The organism is Spirosoma utsteinense (assembly GCF_014282275.1).
Classification (GTDB): Bacteria; Bacteroidota; Bacteroidia; order Cytophagales; family Spirosomataceae; genus Spirosoma; species Spirosoma utsteinense.
Genome location: NZ_VFIA01000022.1, coordinates 1 through 17,659 on the forward strand (window position 1 = coordinate 1; position 17,659 = coordinate 17,659).

General features: G+C 43.7%; 13 protein-coding genes. 5 read left to right on the plus strand and 8 right to left on the minus strand.

Translation table 11 applies throughout. The features are described 5' to 3' along the window. The first annotated feature begins 254 nt into the window (after positions 1 to 254). From FH603_RS17140 to FH603_RS17150, 3 genes are read left to right on the plus strand one after another with little or no spacing between them, the layout of a single operon-like run. Positions 255 to 1,265 carry a glycosyltransferase family 9 protein gene (locus FH603_RS17140; RefSeq protein WP_186738813.1) on the plus strand — a complete coding sequence of 337 codons (1,011 nt, stop codon included), beginning with the start codon at positions 255 to 257 and terminating at the stop codon, positions 1,263 to 1,265. 52 nt (positions 1,266 to 1,317) lie between these two features. After that, a complete protein-coding gene (locus tag FH603_RS17145) occupies positions 1,318 to 2,958 on the plus strand; it encodes an ArnT family glycosyltransferase (protein ID WP_235985497.1) in 1,641 nt (546 codons plus the stop codon). An 8-nt stretch (positions 2,959 to 2,966) separates the two neighbouring features. Further along, positions 2,967 to 3,980, plus strand: coding sequence for a glycosyltransferase family 2 protein (locus FH603_RS17150; protein ID WP_235985496.1), 1,014 nt, complete (start codon positions 2,967 to 2,969; stop codon positions 3,978 to 3,980). 42 nt (positions 3,981 to 4,022) lie between these two features. Here FH603_RS17150 and FH603_RS17155 read toward each other — a convergent pair whose 3' ends face one another. Together FH603_RS17155 and FH603_RS17160 are read right to left on the minus strand one after the other, a co-directional pair. Beyond that, positions 4,023 to 4,643, minus strand: a complete 621-nt coding sequence (locus FH603_RS17155) for a hypothetical protein (protein ID WP_186738814.1) — start codon at positions 4,641 to 4,643, stop codon at positions 4,023 to 4,025. A gap of 592 nt (positions 4,644 to 5,235) precedes the next feature. Continuing rightward, complete coding sequence (locus tag FH603_RS17160; RefSeq protein WP_186738815.1) at positions 5,236 to 6,204, minus strand: GDP-mannose 4,6-dehydratase; 969 nt, start codon at positions 6,202 to 6,204, stop codon at positions 5,236 to 5,238. 263 nt (positions 6,205 to 6,467) lie between these two features. Between FH603_RS17160 and FH603_RS17165 the strand changes: the two genes are divergently transcribed. Next, positions 6,468 to 7,142, plus strand: coding sequence for a tyrosine-protein phosphatase (locus tag FH603_RS17165; protein WP_235985495.1), 675 nt, complete (start codon positions 6,468 to 6,470; stop codon positions 7,140 to 7,142). A 217-nt stretch (positions 7,143 to 7,359) separates the two neighbouring features. After that, entirely contained in the window at positions 7,360 to 8,859 is a 1,500-nt protein-coding gene (locus FH603_RS17170) for a capsule assembly Wzi family protein (RefSeq protein WP_222439557.1), read from the plus strand. A 62-nt stretch (positions 8,860 to 8,921) separates the two neighbouring features. On the opposite strand, the gene FH603_RS17175 is transcribed toward FH603_RS17170, so the two are convergent. From FH603_RS17175 to FH603_RS17200, 6 genes are all read right to left on the minus strand, one after another. Further along, a complete protein-coding gene (locus tag FH603_RS17175) occupies positions 8,922 to 9,845 on the minus strand; it encodes a DUF4249 domain-containing protein (protein ID WP_186738818.1) in 924 nt (307 codons plus the stop codon). A gap of 73 nt (positions 9,846 to 9,918) precedes the next feature. After that, the gene (locus FH603_RS17180; protein WP_186738819.1) at positions 9,919 to 12,327 is read right to left on the minus strand and encodes a TonB-dependent receptor; all 2,409 of its coding nucleotides are present in this window, start codon (positions 12,325 to 12,327) and stop codon (positions 9,919 to 9,921) included. Positions 12,328 to 13,270: 943 nt separating this feature from the next. Next, positions 13,271 to 14,392 (minus strand): glycoside hydrolase family 99-like domain-containing protein, encoded by a 1,122-nt coding sequence (locus FH603_RS17185; RefSeq protein ID WP_342355218.1) that lies wholly within the window; start codon positions 14,390 to 14,392, stop codon positions 13,271 to 13,273. Between the two features lie 99 nt (positions 14,393 to 14,491). Then, positions 14,492 to 15,001: a serine acetyltransferase gene (locus FH603_RS17190; RefSeq protein ID WP_186738821.1), complete on the minus strand. Its 510-nt coding sequence runs from the start codon at positions 14,999 to 15,001 to the stop codon at positions 14,492 to 14,494. A 31-nt stretch (positions 15,002 to 15,032) separates the two neighbouring features. Beyond that, entirely contained in the window at positions 15,033 to 16,178 is a 1,146-nt protein-coding gene (locus FH603_RS17195; RefSeq protein WP_186738822.1) for a DUF1972 domain-containing protein, read from the minus strand. Between the two features lie 329 nt (positions 16,179 to 16,507). Then, the gene (locus FH603_RS17200; protein WP_186738823.1) at positions 16,508 to 17,644 is read right to left on the minus strand and encodes a glycosyltransferase family 4 protein; all 1,137 of its coding nucleotides are present in this window, start codon (positions 17,642 to 17,644) and stop codon (positions 16,508 to 16,510) included. Positions 17,645 to 17,659: the final 15 nt, after the last annotated feature.

The following is a 17,659-nucleotide window of genomic DNA, read 5'->3' on the forward strand; positions in this document are numbered from 1 at the left end:
GATGGTACTGCCGTCAAAGGCGGGAGAGTAGGAAGGTGCCACCTGTTGACACAAGAAGCGAAGAGAGAGCCGTTCATCGAGAGATGGACGGCTTTTCGCGTTTATAAACTTTTACAAACAAGTAGATCAGTCTAGAAATCGTCCGCATTATTAGCAGAATTCCTAATAATGTGTAATATTATCTCCTTAGTGTTATTGTTTAGTCTTAATACATATCCTTAATTATGTGGTAGATTTGCATAAAGGGATATAGTATGAACAAGACAACAAAAATACTGGTTCTGCGCTTTTCCTCGATTGGTGATATCGTTCTGACAACACCCGTCCTGCGATGCTTGAAACAACAGCTACCCGGTGTTGATCTCCATTTCTGCACAAAGCGTAGATATGAGCATGTATTACGTGACAACCCTTATATCGACAAGTTTCATTTTCTTGATTCCAGTGTTTACAACTTGATCGATAAGCTACATGCCGAAGAGTATGACTACGTCATTGATCTTCATAATAATCTAAGGACAGCGCTCATACGAGCTTATTTAGGCATTCGGTCGTCTTGCGTAGATAAATTGAATTGGCAAAAGTGGTTGTATGTCAAATTCAAGGTAGATGTCATACCAGACCGGCATATTGTTACCCGGTATTTACAGACTGTTTCTTTTTTAGGCGTAAAAGATGATGGCCTGGGCCTGGATTATTTTATAGCTCCTGATGACATTGTCAGCATGCTTCAGCTTCCTGACACCCACCGGGCAGGGTATATTGCCTATGCTATTGGCGGTCAGTATGCAACGAAGCGACTACCGACGTTACGAATGATTGAGCTTTGCAGAAAGTTAAACTACCCGGTTGTCTTATTAGGCGGTGAAGAAGATGAAGAGGTTGGGAATAGCGTTATGACTGCCGTTGGTAAGCATTTGGTATACAATGGTGCCGGTCAATATTCGTTGGGCCAATCAGCATCTTTGTTGCAACAGGCAAAGGTGGTATTTAGTCATGATACTGCCTTGATGCATATAGCAGCTGCATTTACCAAGAAGGTATATTCACTCTGGGGTAATACGACGCCCCGACTGGGTATGTACCCCTATAGAACGTCCTTCGTAGTACTGGAAGCAAAGGGATTGTCCTGTCGACCTTGCTCCAAAATAGGTTCGAATCAATGTCCAGTCGGCAATTTTAAGTGTATGAATGAACTGCCATTGACATCGATTACAAAAGAGCTGGTTTATGCCCCCCTGCCCACTATGGAGGTTATAGAATAGTAGGTATATCAATCGAGCGAGAGAGTTTTTCTACTATATCAGCTACGCTTTCGTGAATAACTTAGATAAAACTCATCAGCTACCTTCGTTGGTTACCACTTCAGATACAACGCTCTTTCCGCCGATCTGGTCGTTGGTACTTGTAGCGGGCTTGTTGACTGTACTAGTGTCACATCTTGGCTATTTGCCGCTTGATACGCGCTCGGATGAGCCTCGCCGGGCGCTGGTTGCCTTAGAGATGATGCTATCAGGTGATTATATAACGCCTACCCTCAATGGTGAACGCTATTTTAATAAACCTCCGCTTTACAATTGGATAATCGCTGGTTCCTACAGCCTGTTCGGTACTTACTCCTCTCTGGCATTACGATTTCCAATGATGGTTTCATTGCTGTTGTTTGGTGGAACCATATTCTATTTTGTACGGCGTTATGTTTCTTCGGCAATAGGATTTGCGGTAGCGTTGATGCTGCTTACCAACGGACGGGTTTTATTGTATGATTCGCTACTGGGACTGATTGAAATTACTTTCTCGTGGATTGTTTACACAGCCATGATGCTGGTATTTCATTTTGATCGCAAACGACAATACACACTTTTATACGTAACTACGTATGGTCTGACAGCCGTAGGATTTATGCTCAAGGGGCTTCCTCCCCTAGCTTTTCAAGGAATCACACTTGTTGGGTGGTTCCTCTATACAGGCCAAATTCGTCGGCTTTTTCATCCCGCTCATCTGCTTGGCATTTGCACTTTTTTATTAATTACCGGAAGCTATTACTGGGCTTATTTTACCCAAAATGCCATCCCGGTGAGTGAAGTTGCCGGTGTTCTCTTCAACGAAAGCGCGAAGAGAACGGGACTTCAATTTGGTCTGGTGAAAACGTTAGTACACCTGATCACATTTCCGTTCGAGGTCTTCTACCATTTCGTTCCTTACCTATTATTGATTGTGCTCCTGTTACGACGGGGTCTTTGGCATACCTTGAAAGAGAATCCGTTTATTTCCTTTAATGCACTGGCGTTTAGCACCAACGTATTGATTTACTGGTCATCTCCTCAGGTATACGGCCGGTATCTGATAGGTTTGGTGCCGATGCTATTTACTGTTCTTGCTTACCTGTATTACGAAAAGACGTCTCCCGCCAATCGTTCCCGGTGGTGGGTTGAACGTATCTGGCTGGCCTTGACCCTGACTGTTGCCCTCGGCTGCTGGGTAACTATTTTTTATCCCACCACCCGTATCATTCCCGGAGTAATCTGGAAAACGCTACTTATTTCAGGGCTGCTGTTTATCCTTGCCTGGCAACAATATCAATCATCACATAATAGGCTGGGCCTGATGCTGGCGGTGATGGTGGTTGTCCGTTTGGGATTCAACTGGTTGGTATTGCCAGGGCGCCTGGTGAGCCGGGAGTTGTATAAAAATAGCGCTGAGCAAGCTGCCCGCCGAACAATAGGCAGACCACTCTATGGCTATCGGAAGACCATTGGCAATGATCAGGCTACCGATGTTAGTTCATTCCATATAACGGCCTTGCGTGGTGATATCCTTCGCAAAACCAACCGGAAGTTACCCGGCGTTTTTTATATTGCTGATTCAGCTAGTCTGGCTGGCGAACAGTATGAGGTTATTCAGGAGGTCCTTCTTTTTGACCGACACCCTGCCTACGTAGTTCAATTTCACCCTTGACCGGCTGTATGATGGTAAACACAGCGATAGACACAATACCTGTTCACGCTCTTCCCGACGTATCCATAATCGTTTGCGTCTACAATGAAGCGGGCAATGGTGCGCCCCTGGTCGCTCAGATACGCCAGGCAATGCAGGAGATTCGCTACGAGTTGATTTATGTGAATGACGGCTCAACCGATAATACGCTGGCTGAACTGCGAGGGATCGATGATTCAAATCTGATAGTACTCGATCTGAAGAAAAACTATGGGCAGAGTCTGGCACTGGCCGCAGGAATTGACCTGGCGCGGGGAGCCTATGTAGTAACCCTCGATGGCGATCAACAAAATGACCCCGCTGATATTATGCGGTTGCTGAAGCATTGCGATGCCAATGAACTGGATCTTGTTGCTGGTTTACGATCTGATCGGCAGGACGGTTACCTTTTACGCAAGCTACCCAGCAACCTGGCTAATGCCCTCATTCGGTGGGCTACGGGAATGCCATTACGGGATTTGGGATGCGGCCTCAAAGTATTCCGTGCCAGTATGGCCAAGAGCCTCAACCTATATGGCGAACTACACCGGTTTATACTGGTTATGGCTCATATGGAAGGGGCTCGGATGGCTCAGTTGCCGGTCAACCACCGGGCACGTCAGATTGGTCATTCCAAATATGGGTTGAGCCGGACGCTTCGGGTTGTCAGTGACCTTTTATTACTGATATTCCTTAAAAAATACCGGACCAAACCGATGCACCTGTTTGGCACTACCGGTGTTTTGATGATTATAACAAGTCTATTCTTGTTTGGGGGGATGTTACTAGTGAATAGGGCGCAACTCGTTTCTCTGCTGATTGCCGGTTTAATACTTGCCGTAGGTGGCTTGCAACTACTGGCATTCGGTATAATGACCGAATTACAACTGAGAACTCATTTTGAGTCACAGGGCAAGAAACCGTATGAGATTCGTAAAGCTTATAAAAAAGGGTTTAATACCGAGCGGAAAGAAGCGCTTGTCCCGACTGTTCACGCCGAATAGAACTGTTGAATACCGGCCTAGCGCACGAGAACAGAAGGGAGCTTATCGGATCGATATTTCCATTAATTGACGCCCAAGGTCCTGGATCGATTTCTCCAAACGACTGGCTACTTCAGGACAGGGGTAAGTAGTTCCTGTCATAAATTGGCCGACAAGCTCCATGTCGACTCCTATTTCTTCTGCAATATGAGCGGCCTTTAACTGCTTAATCAGGTTCCAGACAGCTGTCGTATCATACAAAGGAAGGAATGGTAGGGAGGAAACTTCTGCGCTGTAAGGGAAGGCTTCGTCAATTAAAAAGTCTATCAGTAGCGATCTAAGAACGTTAGAGATGCAGTCTTCTGTGCAACCTTGTGTAACAAGCAGGAGCCCTGGAAGTTCGATTCGACCCCATAAGCGATCGCTTTGCTTCTCCAGAATAACGGCAATGTTTTTTGTATTCTTGACAAATGATGCCCAGGTATGTGTTTCTTTTCGGGCGTATGCTAACTGTAGTATGGCATTCAGCGTACCTGGAGGAATCAGTTCAGAAGCACAGGCAGGAACAATAAATGAAGCAGAACGGGGTTTATCTATAGCTTTAAGCAAGTAGTGTTTATTATCTCTTGCACTACTCTGCCACCCTTTATCGTGTAATAATTCAGTCAGCACTACTATATCCATGAATGATCGTTTGACTTTGTTCAAAAGCGAAAAATCATGTAAATATAGCCCCTAATAGGAAACATAGAGGTGTTGTTATTTCATTTTTAGTAAATATTCAACGTTTTTTGTATATATAGGATAGTTAATGGAATAAGTAGTTATTTTTGACTTTTTCATAGTAAAATATAAAAATAGGTCCATATTAGATAGCAGTTAAGTTCCGCTTGATCCGTTAGAAAATATTCCCATCTGATAAGGTCAGTATACGTATAATTACTTGTCTTATTTTATTGGTATTTACGGTGCGGTGAGGCCCTTTTTCGTATTTAATGAGCGTTGCATTCATATCACATGAAGAAAATTGATAGATAACAATTGAATTAATTCGAAGCTAGATTGATCCACAAGGTCATGTATAAATATATAGTAGCTTAATTGCCTGAGCTTTTTTTGAGTAATTACTCAGAATTAGATTGTATTATTTCTTATAAGTAGTTTGTCATGAATCGGACCGGGTGGCCGGAGCCATGACAAACAAAATGCCGTTCAATTCTGTGCATATTTCAGTTAGTATGAGCAGGAAACATTAAATTCATGTATACTATTTTATTCATATATGAGTTTCGTTTTTTGCTAGATCCTGCTTGTACCAGCGTACAAAGCGGTTTATGCCTTCATCTATCGAAACCGTTGGCCGATACCCAATGCGCTCAGCTGCAAGGGACAGATCTGCACACGTGAGCACTACATCACCAGGCTGAGCAGGTTGCCAGTCAATTGTCGCTTTATGGCCTACGGCTCTTTCAATCAATTGCACCAGTTCGTGCAGCGTAACCGAGGTTGGCCCACCAACGTTAAGCAGATTGTAGCCGCTCAGACAATATATAGCGCGCAAAATACCCATAACCGTATCATGAATATAGGTATAGTTGCGGGCTGTTGTTCCATCGCCGAAGAGTGTAATAGGCTGTTCGTTGATGAGTTGTTCCGTAAATCGGCTAATAGCCATTTCGGGACGCTGGCGAGGGCCATAGACTGTAAAAAAACGGAGGCAGGCAATATCGAAACCGTATAAGTGGTGGTAGGTATAAGCCAGTAACTCCCCCGATCGTTTAGACATCGCATAGGGAGACAAAGGTTGATTGGCACTGTCGTCTTCCCGGAATGGAACATTATTCGAATTGCCATATACGGAGGAGGACGAGGCCATTACCAGACGCCCTACGTTGGTGACACGCATAGCCTCTAATAGTGATAACGTCCCATTTACGTTTACATCCAGGCAGCGTGCCGGCTCGGTGACGGATGTTCGCACACCTGTACGGGCAGCCAAATGGACAACTGTATCGCAGGCGTGGCGCTTGAGCAGATCACTAACCAGTGCCTGGTCTCGGATATCACCCTTGATGAGCTCAAAGCGAGGATGTTCGGCAAAGGCATGTATATTATCGTACTTTCGGTAGGGATCGTATTGATCGTCGAAGTTGTCCAGGCCTATAACCTGATGCCCAACTGCCAGTAACTGCTCCGTTAGATGTGACCCGATGAAACCAGCTGCGCCCGTTAATAAAATCGTCATGGGACAACAAAATGATTATTATGTGTAATAATAGTAACAAATAGTAAATGTCGTTCATAATTTGTCTACTTGTTCGCTCGGATTATATTTATAGCGCTTTTTCTAAAAAAGTATAGTAGCTTTGAGCATAAAGGTGTACCAATTAAGATTGGTAATCACTTACAGTGACTATGAGTTTTTGGCAAACAATTCGACAAGCAATTACTTCTCATTCTTTACCATCTACGCTGAATGAGGCTGAGCCCTGCTTTTGGCGGGTCGACATGCATTCACATCTTATCCCTGATGTAGATGATGGTGTGAACACAACTGATCAGGCTCTGGTGTGCCTGAAGCAATTAGCCGATTGGGGTATAAAAAAGGTAATTACTACGCCCCATATCAGCCGGGATTGGTACCCCAATGAATCAGCCCAGCTGCGGGCCGAACAGATTACGCTACAGGCTCTTGCTACGGATAACGGTCTCCAATTGACCGTTGAGATAGCCGCCGAATACCTGCTCGATGAGTTTTTTCCCGCTTTATTAGAGGCAGACGACCTGCTAACGTTCGGTTCGGCCAAATACCTGCTCTTCGAGCTGGGATGGGCCGCAGCCCCGCACCAGGTAGACGATATTATCTTTAGACTACAGACCCGGGGGTATACACCGGTGTTGGCTCACCCCGAACGATACAGCTATTACTACGACGACCCATCCCCGCTGGAACACCTGCACGAAATGGGTTGTTTGTTTCAGCTAAACTGGGCATCGTTAACAGGTCGCTATGGCGACCGGGCTCAGGCGCAGGCTCGTCTGATGTTAAAAAAAGGCTGGGTTGACTTCGTCGGGAGCGACCTCCATCGGCCGAATGATCTGACAGCGCTGAGTGCTCTCTTTTCATCTACTGATTATGACTTGCTAAGAAAGCAGCCGCTTTTGAATGAGTCGCTGTTGTAAGGCAACCAGATGTAGGTATGTACCGTTTCTGAGCTGCACGAACTGCCTAGACTGTTTTCTATTTGTTACCTTACAGTCGAATAGATTGTGATTATCCAAGTATGTTTAGGTATGATAGTTTAATTTTATACGAATAACAGGTTGTTTCGTTACCAATAATTACATTTGGATAACAATATTTTGGTCGGTGCTGTAAAGTGACCCTTTGTGTATCCTTATGTTTATACGATTAATTGCACTCGCCGTAGGCACTATGCTACTGAGCGAAGTTGGCGCTCAGACCAATCCGGATTCATCAGGAACAGCAAACCGTCATAGTGCCGTATACGATTTTAGACTAACCGGAATAGCTTCGTCGGGTAATCGGACGCCGTTCTGGCTGTATGCTAATCAGTATGGTACTGTGCCCCGTACCGGTTCTACAGGTTTATTACAGGCAGGAACAACCGGACAGTTTACAACAGCTCTTCATCCTGACCGTGGGATAAGTTATGGTGTAGATGTCGTCGGTGTTATCGGAAAGCGGCCAACAGTCATAGTACCTCAGGCGTATGTATCGATCAACAGAGGCTGGTTTAACCTGTGGGCGGGTCGCAAAAAAGAGGTTATTGGCCTCGGAGATTCTACCCTATCGTCTGGTTTCTACGCCTGGTCGGGTAATGCACTGCCGATCACAAAAGTGCAGATCGGCACCAACGGGTTTAGACCCATTGGTTTTACCCGAGGTGTTATTTCAATCAATGCTTTTTTCGCCCACGGCTGGTTTCCAAATACTGATTCTATTCAGGGATCTTATCTCCACCAGAAAGCGGTATATGGCCGAATTGGCAAACCCAACTGGAAGGTAAAATTTTACGCAGGCCTTCTGCATAACGCTCAATGGGGTGGACAGTCCAGGTTTTTAGGTAGGGGAACTTCCGTCAATGGCAAACTGCCCTCCACATTCAAAGACTATTTGTCGGTCATTGTGGCTAGACAACCCAAGGAGGATGCTACTTACTCGGAGTTCGACAGAATCAATCAGATTGGGAATCATCTGGGCTCGGTGGATGTGGGCGCTGAAATGGAATTGGCACATTGGAACGTGTTGACCTATTACCAGCATCCTTTTGAGGACAAGTCGGGGCTCAAGTTCGTGAACTTCCCGGATGGGCTTTATGGCCTCCGCTTCAAGCGTAAGTCTGTAGACGCTGCTGCCGCGTTTCATGTCAACCAATTCGTTGTCGAGTGTTTGACAACCATGAATCAATCGGGTCTGGTCCTGGGGCCCAAGCTACAGGGCATTGATGACTATTTCAATAATTTTCAATACATCAATGGGTGGACTACCCAGCGACAAATTATTGGAACTCCTTTTATAAGTCCACGAGGTGATGTAAGTCAGGCGTGGAGGGATTTGCCAACAGGGCCATATAAGCCTAGTCTAGCAATTATTAATAATCGAGTCCAGGTAATACACATTGGTGGTACAGGTGTATTTCGCTCTGGAGTACAAGTGCAGACCCGTCTTTCATACAGTTCCAACCACGGACTGATTCGTAACCCTTTTGGTCAAACTGTTGGCCAGTTCAGTGGATCGATTTGGGTAACCTGGCCAATGCGCTGGTTAGGTGGGACAGAATTGCAAACGGCCTTGGCACTGGATCAGGGTAAGCTATATACAAATACAGTGGGTGGCTGGCTTAGCCTTCGAAAAGCCATTAAAACAGCCCGGTAAACTATACACGCTGGAAGTACTAGTGGTTGACGTAAGGTGTTTCAACTAAGCATGGCACACATTCATTTACTGTACTTTAGTTTTGTTGCTATTGATGAACGGTTATAAGATCCGAAGCAACCCAAGCCACCCTGGATATTGCTTGGAATCAACACTGGTTCGGCAAATGGATTAGTACTTGCCTGTAATTGCTGGTCTAATGCTTTGTGGTAGCGGTAGTAGGCTTCATCAACATGTAAAAGATGAACCAATACTTCGATTGATCGGCATTTGTTGTTGATCGCAATTGCATTTGTTTGATCCCATACATAAGCCGACGCCGATAATAGATTATCTGATGGCTTACTGCTTATAAGTCCTAAATTGTTGTCTGCCATGTTGAACGGTATTGTACTCAACTTGGTAAACGCAGCCGTTTTTGGTGATTCATACAGAATCCCCTGGATGGCTCCTTGAAGTTGATAGCGATCGGTTGTCGATATAGAATTCTGCCAGGTGCAGATGACAGACAAAGGTTTCTGATCTGTTGTATCACCCTTTTTTGTTAAACTTGAGTCCATCCTGACCGATTTGAGAGGGACCATCTGTGGGACAGTGCTGACTGCTATTACCTGATTTCCGTCAGGTGTTTGGACAGTTAACGTGTAAGTTGCACCTGCACGGATGGGCAGTTTACCAGCGTTAATCCGATAATAATATAATTTAGCATCGTATTCTAATACGACTGTCTTATCGCCATTGGTCAGTTTGACGAGCGCATCTTTGATTTCTACATTTTTCAAAGGGTTGTTGTCAAGGACTGGTCTGGACCGGGTAACCTTAGCCGTCAACATCGTGTCTTGTGGTGAAATGAAACAGTCGACAACTAAGCGCCCAGACTGTGCTGTCAGCTCAACTGGCTGGACTTCTTCCCGGGCATTTTGGCAGGAAGTGAACAAACAGGAAGAAGCAAGAAAGGTTAGTGCTAAAACGAGGAACCGGTTCATGATAACTATCAAAATAGGCTTAAGGAATTGATTTATTCGGAATTTGCGAACGATAGCGCCAACTGATCGTTCTTTAAAATCGGACTATGTAACTGATAGACGGGACAATGGGGAACAAAGAATATTTGTAAAGCACAGTTTTAGAGGGCTTATCCTTTCCCTGGTCTTTTCCTTCTAAAGAATACATGAAGGCGTTACGACGATTGTATACATTGTAGGCGCTAATCTCCCAGGTTCGCCCATAATTACCCCTTCTCTTGTTAAATTGAAGACTGATATCAAGCCGATGGTAAGGAGAGGCACGGAAGCTATTCCGATCGCCATATTCTTTAACATTTGGTCCACTCCCGTACAAGACAGAAGAGGAGGGATAGGCCGTTACCTGCGCGTTATTACTAAATCCTGAATAACGTGACAGAGGCATAGTCAGCGAGTTGCCCGTACCGTACACCCAAGTGCCAGCCAGCGTAATAGACGGAGTGAGGTCGTAAATCAAAACAACTGAAGCATCGTGTCGACGGTCATACCGGGGACTGAACAACTTACCATTGTTCAATTCCGCAAACTTACTTTGTGTCCAGGACAAGGTGTAACCCAGCCAGCCAGAAAGACGCCCTGATCGTTTTTGTAACATCAATTCGGCACCATACGACCAGCCGCGACCATCTGTTACCTCATCGGTCCAATGCGAAGCATCGACAGCGCCCTGCGAGTTAGTTGTTAAAAGACTAGCTCCTTCCCGATAACTGAGTAGATTATTCATCTCCTTGTAATATCCCTCAGCTGTGAGTGTGATTCCTGAAGCAGGTATATCCTTAGCAAGACCCAGAGCGATTTGCTGTGACTGCTGAGGTTTTATATGGCCGACCGTTGGCATCCATATATCAGTAGAAAGACCGATACCGGTACTGGATAATAGATGAACGTATTGATTCATCAATGCATAAGAACCTTTCACCGCTACTGTTGGAGCTAGTTTGTAAGATGCTGACAAGCGTGGCTCCGGGCGGATATAAGTTTTTGAGGGTGAAGAGGTAGCGGTAACTAAACTTGTATTTGGCGTTGAATAGTAACTCAAACGCATACCGCTATGAATCTGTAGTCGATCAGTTGGACGCCAGTAGTGCTCTATATAGGCCCCTGCTTCCAGCGCATTTATCGTTTGTGAACTCGATTGATGTGCTGCATCCTGAGTCGATTCAATTGATGCTTTAGGAGTAAACTGGTGGTGCGTTACCTGGACACCAAATCCTAACTGATGCAGCTCATTAATGTATTGGTTGATGTCATACTTAGCACCCAAATCGCGAATAGCCGACTGGTAACGAAGTGTGTATAGTAAATCCTGCGCCATTGTTGGTGCCGACTGCTGATCGGAAACGCCCATAACATACTGGCTAAAAATCAACGACAGGTTTGTTGTTGTACCGCCTGTATACCGGTGGTTCCATCGAGCACTACCCGCCATATTCGACCAGTTTAAGCCTGATCGTATGGGTGTTGTATCTGTTTTACGATCGTTAAGAAACTGGTCTTTACTACTATACCCGCTTACGTAAAATTTGTCGTTCGCTCCTCCATCAATGGTAAGCTTGGCATTCAGGTCGTAGAAGTAAGACTTGGTAACAGGCTGGTCCGATTTATTTATCTGTGCAAGATCACTTACCAAATCCAAGTAGGTTCGTCGACCAGAAATCAGGAAAGTGACTTTAGGCGCTATGGGCCCCTGGAGCGTAAGCCTTGACGCTACCAGACCCAGACTTCCTTCACCATGTAATTTGTCTGAACTACCATCTTTGGTTGTTAATTCGATAACTGATGACAACCGACCACCGAATTTGGCAGGGAAGCCACCTTTGGTCAAGTCAACTCTTTTCAGGACATCGCCATTAAAGGCTGAAAAGAAGCCTAACAAATGGTTTGGGTTGTAAATAGGTGCCTCGTCCAGAAGAATCAGGTTTCCATCCGGACTGCCTCCCCGCACATACAAACCAGCGTTACCTTCTGATCCCTTCTGTACACCAGGCATCAATTGCAATACTTTGAGCGGGTCCTTCTCACCAAACAAGGCTGGTACTTTTTGTAACTGAGTACTGGTCAGACTAAGCTTTCCCATCTCCACATCGTCAGCCTGGGCGACACGGCTTGCCAGTACCTTTTGCTCGTTTAAAAGTTGACCTGGGAGTAAAGTAATGCTGATTTTAGTATCTTCTGAAGCGACAATAGTTTCTACAACCGTAGTGAACCCGACCGATGAGAAACTAACCTTTAGATTGGTCTTGACTGGTACTGTAACCGTAAAGAATCCCTGATCATTTGTGATAGTACCTTTTTGATTGTCAATTATATATACGTTGGCGTGGCTAATAGGTTTGAAGGTGCCTGCTTCGTAGACATGCCCGCTAATGGTACAGTTCTTCGGCGCTCCCAGGCTAATTGATCCTTTTAACAAGAAGAGACACAGTAATAGTACTAGACGCATGACAAGTGTTCGTTTTACCTTATTGGTTAGCTATAAGGCAAAAGTCATTGATCCGTCTGATCCGTCTAATTTTATTCTATAAACTGCAATTTCAACTGGGTTTTCGGTACGAATTCGTCCTTTTTCGGTAGGTGCTATTTTTATATACGTAAAAATGTTTTGCTACTAAAAAGTCTTATTAATATACATTAAGTTTAATTAAAGTGTAGCACTAATATAACATAATCGATAGATTTTTATCGCTGATTATCAGCTAATTAAGCGTTATCGATACAAAATATTTGTAGACATTGTAGTTAACCCGCAATTGCCAAAGGTTCCCTACCTACGGCACGCCAAATAGCTTAAAAGGTCTTCTACTATATCTGGCTGACGGCAACGGCCGACCGTCGCTACGCGGCCAAAAAATCTCACAGTTCGCGTTAAATTAATAGAGAGGAATAAACACGTCTTAAAATCTGTTTAGATTCAACAATTTGCTCAAAGAGAAGAATTGTAAAACTAAGTAGTTGTATTATTTTTATCTATTTTTAGTAGTATACACGTAAGGTATTAGGCAACCTAGTGACAAATATTCTACAGAATTTTTTATTAACTTACTGGCAGAATAATATGTAAATAGGGCTAATTTAAGTATTAAATAAAGGTAATTATTATTTATAATTGTCATATTAGTTAACAAAAACTTTAAAAAATAAACAAGTTAAAGTTTTAAAAATCTCGAAATTAACATTAGCCTGAATGCTAGTATCAACGGTTAAATAAATTTAAACTTAAGAAGTTTGTGTACATACGGTACGCATATAGGTAGCGTATAGCGGCTTACGTGGTCCGGTCCAAACGAAAGCATACTGCAACACCCCATTTTCCTAAGGTCACCCCATTTTAGTAGCGGTCTGACGACGAGAAATCAATAGGGTTTCAGATTGGGATCATTTATATGCTAAGGTTTTACAGCACGACGAACGCCGTTGAGCAGGTTGTCTGCCTGATTAACCGAGGGCGTAAGCCAGGCCCCTTCTCCATTCTCATTCCAGGCGTACGCTAAAACAAGCTTCTCTTTTGGTGTTTTATCAGGATGTGTGTTAACCCACTTGCGAGCGTCCCGTATCGCCTTGTAGACAGAACCAGATGAATAGCCAGTATACCGGGAAGACTGTGCATAAGAGCGGCTGGTGGATGCCCATGGACGTGGATCCCAATTGAGCGTGGCAACGGGAATGTAAGGTAGCGAACCCGCTTCAAAGCGGTTCCAGACCCGGCGACTTCCAGCCAGTAAACTGTCTATGGGGAAAACTTTACTATTCTGCTTAAAACCAGCATCATGGTAATTATAACCTGTCAGTACATCGAAACCACATCGCTGAGCCTGTGCCATTTCAGACGCATTGCCCGACAAGCAGGCGGCAATAGTAACACCCGGCAAACCTTGAGACTGAGCAGCCGTACGTAAGCTATCGAACGCCTGCCGAATAGCAAGTGAAGTGCCAAATTCTTTTACAAGCGAACCGACACTGAAAAAAATCAACAAAGGACGGCCATTAACGGTCACATATTGCGGCTGCTTAAACAAGTCGATCCATGCCTGAGAAACAGTAGCCCACTCGGCTGGCCCAACAGTAAATCCCTGATGATTAGCAACCATCAAACAGAACTTTAGCCGCTTCTTATTAGGCGCTTTCAGGTAAAATTTCAGCGCACGATTGAGCGGATCAGTCCGAAACGTAGTTTTCGTGCTGTTTGGCGAATACCAGCAAAAGCTGAAAAATGAAATACCCGCGTCCGCAGCCGCATCAATCTGCTTTTGCATAACGTCCGGTGTGCTCGTTAGCCAGCCCCAACTAGGTTTTCGCTCGGGAAAGCTATCGACCAGGGCTTCTGTCAGATGATTGTTCGTCAAGCCAGACCAGCCGTCGAAATAATAGGCCCCTAACTTGATGGCTGGCTCAGGCTGCATCTCAACAACTGGCCGAACGGAAAGACCTAGTGAAATTCCTGCCGTAACTATAATGAACAACATAAAATAACGCCGACATAGGCTGGAAAAAATGTGCGTATAGTTCATAATGTCCAGTCAAAAGGGTCAAGTACCAATTTATGAATTGCTAAAAATGCATGCAGCTCATCATCTATTTAAAAAATCAGTAGTTAAATAAAACCATGTTTAGGATTCCATCAAGTCCCATTTTTGCTGAATAATCCGTGCCGGATTCCCTACTACTATCGAATTACTGGGAATGCTTTTAGTAAGAACGCAGCCAGCACCAATAACGACATTGTCGCCAATAGTAATCGGTCCGATAATACACACATTAGATCCAATTTCAACATTGTCACCAATGTGGGGGCTACCTTCGACTCTACCATTGTTGCCTATGGTTGTACAATGACGTATAATACAATTTCTTCCTATAATAGTGCCTGCATTTATTACTAGGGCCTGTCCATGATAAAGAGTGAGCCCTTCACCTATACTAGTCTGATAAGGTATTTCAATCCCAAAAATCCATTCTACTAAGCCTCTATAAAAGAATAAATACGGATATAATAAATACTTCGCAGTTCTATTTATTGAAGTGTAATTAGCTATACGAAAAAGCAACATTACAGTTTTACCTTTGGGATTAAGGTGATTAGATACCTGATCTTGGTAAATGAATTTGAAAAACTTCATGAACTTAGACAAAATGGATGAATGGACAAGCTTACACCAGTTTGGCCGAATTCAGTAATAAAGTTTCTTCCAGATGCGCTATTTTGCTGTTCTCCAGCGATGAGATGAACAAGCTTTCGTATTGATCAACAATGATTGGCCAATGATAAATGTCGCGTACCTTTTGCCGATTTATATCAACAAACAGGCTGTATTGTTTCTTGCTTACGGTTTTCAACTGCAAAGCAACATCCGCTGGTTTATTGAAGTAAAAGGCATCACTACCTAGTATGGCTTTATTAAATGCATTGTTGTGGGCACAGATCAGGCAGTCAGAACCCATGGCTTCCAACAGGGATGGGTTGGTTCCGCCAACCGTGTGACCATGGAAATACAGGCTTGAAAAGTACCGAACGTTGTTCAACTTGTTGATATCATAGATACCCCCCATAAACCGGATATTCGACTGCGCTTTGTACTTTTCTTCCAGAAATTGACCGTACTTCGTGTGGTTCTTGCCGACAACCAAGAACGGGGTGTTATCTTTAGCCGCTACTACGCCATCCAGAATCAATTCAATGCTGTTCTCCGGCTCCAGTCGGGCTACGAGCATATTGTATGTATAGGGAGCCAGCCCATACTCGGTCAAAACGGAGGGGGCTGGCTCATCAAAGACATATGAACCATACGGTATATAGGTTGAATTCTTGTTATACTTTTCTTTCAGGTAATCCTGAATACCACGAGAATCAGAAACCAGATAATCGCTCGTATGGGCGGCCCAGGATTCGGCCTGTTGAAGGAAGCGTTGCACCCTTGGCGAAAATTTAGTTCGCTTCCATTCCAACCCATCCATATTGGTGATGATAACCGAGTTGCGTGGCAGCAACTTATTCCAGATAGAATTACTATTGTAACCAAGCTGAAGAATAATATCAAAATTCCGTTTACGGGAGTCCAGAATACAATTAAAATCATAAATGAATTGGCCCACTGTACCAACCCGGTACTCAGGGTCGAAACAGTGAATGATGTCTACCCCTTTAAAGGTCTTTTCCTGATGGAGGTGGTTATGTGAATTATACACCGTAACCTGATGACCTTTCTCAACCAGAGCTACGGATAAAAATTCTGCACACTGTTCGAAGCCACTATAGTGGTTGGGCACTCCCCGAGTACCGATGATTCCTATACGCATTTTCTATGGGGTTTTAGTTGAATTTTTGGTATTAAAGAGAATGGACTCAAGCTTTCATGAATCAGGTTTTACCGCAGTTATGTGTGTTATTAAATGACTATCAGCAAAGAAGCGCTTGACCTAAGCCGCTTAAATGTTGAGGTGCCGGAACTTTGCTTAGCCAGATTAAGAAAAGAAGACATTTGTGCATTAATAGATCCACCATACACCTGGTAGCCAAGATTGAGCAATAACTTGAATAGATACGCTCTATTCTGGCCATATACTCCACAAATCAATGCCTTTTTCATGGTAAATAATTTAAGGCGTTAAACCAATTTCTAAATGGACTACGCTGTAATTTCAACTGTTCGTAAACCCGCCATTACGTTAATCCGTTCTATGATTTTATCGGTGGCTTTTTCCCAGGTAAAGTCTGCACTTTGCAATAGAGATAAGTGTCGTTTAGCCTGATAATAATCATCGTCGTGTAACAATAAATCAATTTTATCAGCTATGTCTTCCGGCTCATCTGGATTCACATACGTTGCCGCAAGTCCGCATATTTCGGGTAATGATGTACGATCCGAAACAACCGTTGGAACGCCACAACTCATAGCTTCCAATGGAGGAAAACCAAAACCTTCTGCGTAGGAGGGAAAACAAAATAAAGTGCTCCGGGCATAGATAAGGTATAAATCTTCGTCAGGCACGAACCCTGTAAATTGTATTCGATCCTGTAAATTATATTTCTCTATGTAAGGTGCAATCGCAACATTCTTATGGTCGGCCTTTCCTACGATTACAAGAGATATAGCTTTGTCTTTAAGGAAAGGCAATGATTTTACTAAATTGATAAGATTCTTCCGAATGTTTATCCGCCCGACAGATAGGATATAGCGTTCGGGTAAATTATATTTTAATTCTATCTCAGCTATCCGTTCGGGAGTATACTCGGCTAAAGGTTTGAATTTTTTATTTATTCCTAAATAAAGAACACCAATAGTAGCATCGTGACCAAGCTTATGCTTGATAAAACGATCTTTCTCACTTTTAGATATAGTAAATAGGTAATCGGCCCGTTGCGCTAAAAATCGCATAGGGCTAAAATAGGCAAGTTCTTTCTTTGTAAAGAATTCAGGAAAGTCTAAAAAAAGAACATCCAGCACACAAACTATTTTTTTTGTTGATACTGGCCAAAGGGATGCAAAGTTTTGAAAAAAAACTATATCTAAGTTTAATTTCTTAATCCAATAGGGTATAATAAATACATTTGAAAATAAATTCGGTCTGGCCCGAATGGGAACAATTATAACATTTTCCCTTTCTAGCGTTTGGGCCTGCTCTCTGTATTGATCATCTACAAATAAATATAGCATAAACGGCAACGGACGATTAATAAGTAAATCAACCAGATTTTTCACAACGACCTGCCCACTTGGTGGCCCTTGAAAATACCATTTAGCATCAAACCCTACATTTACCATAATTCGAACTTATAC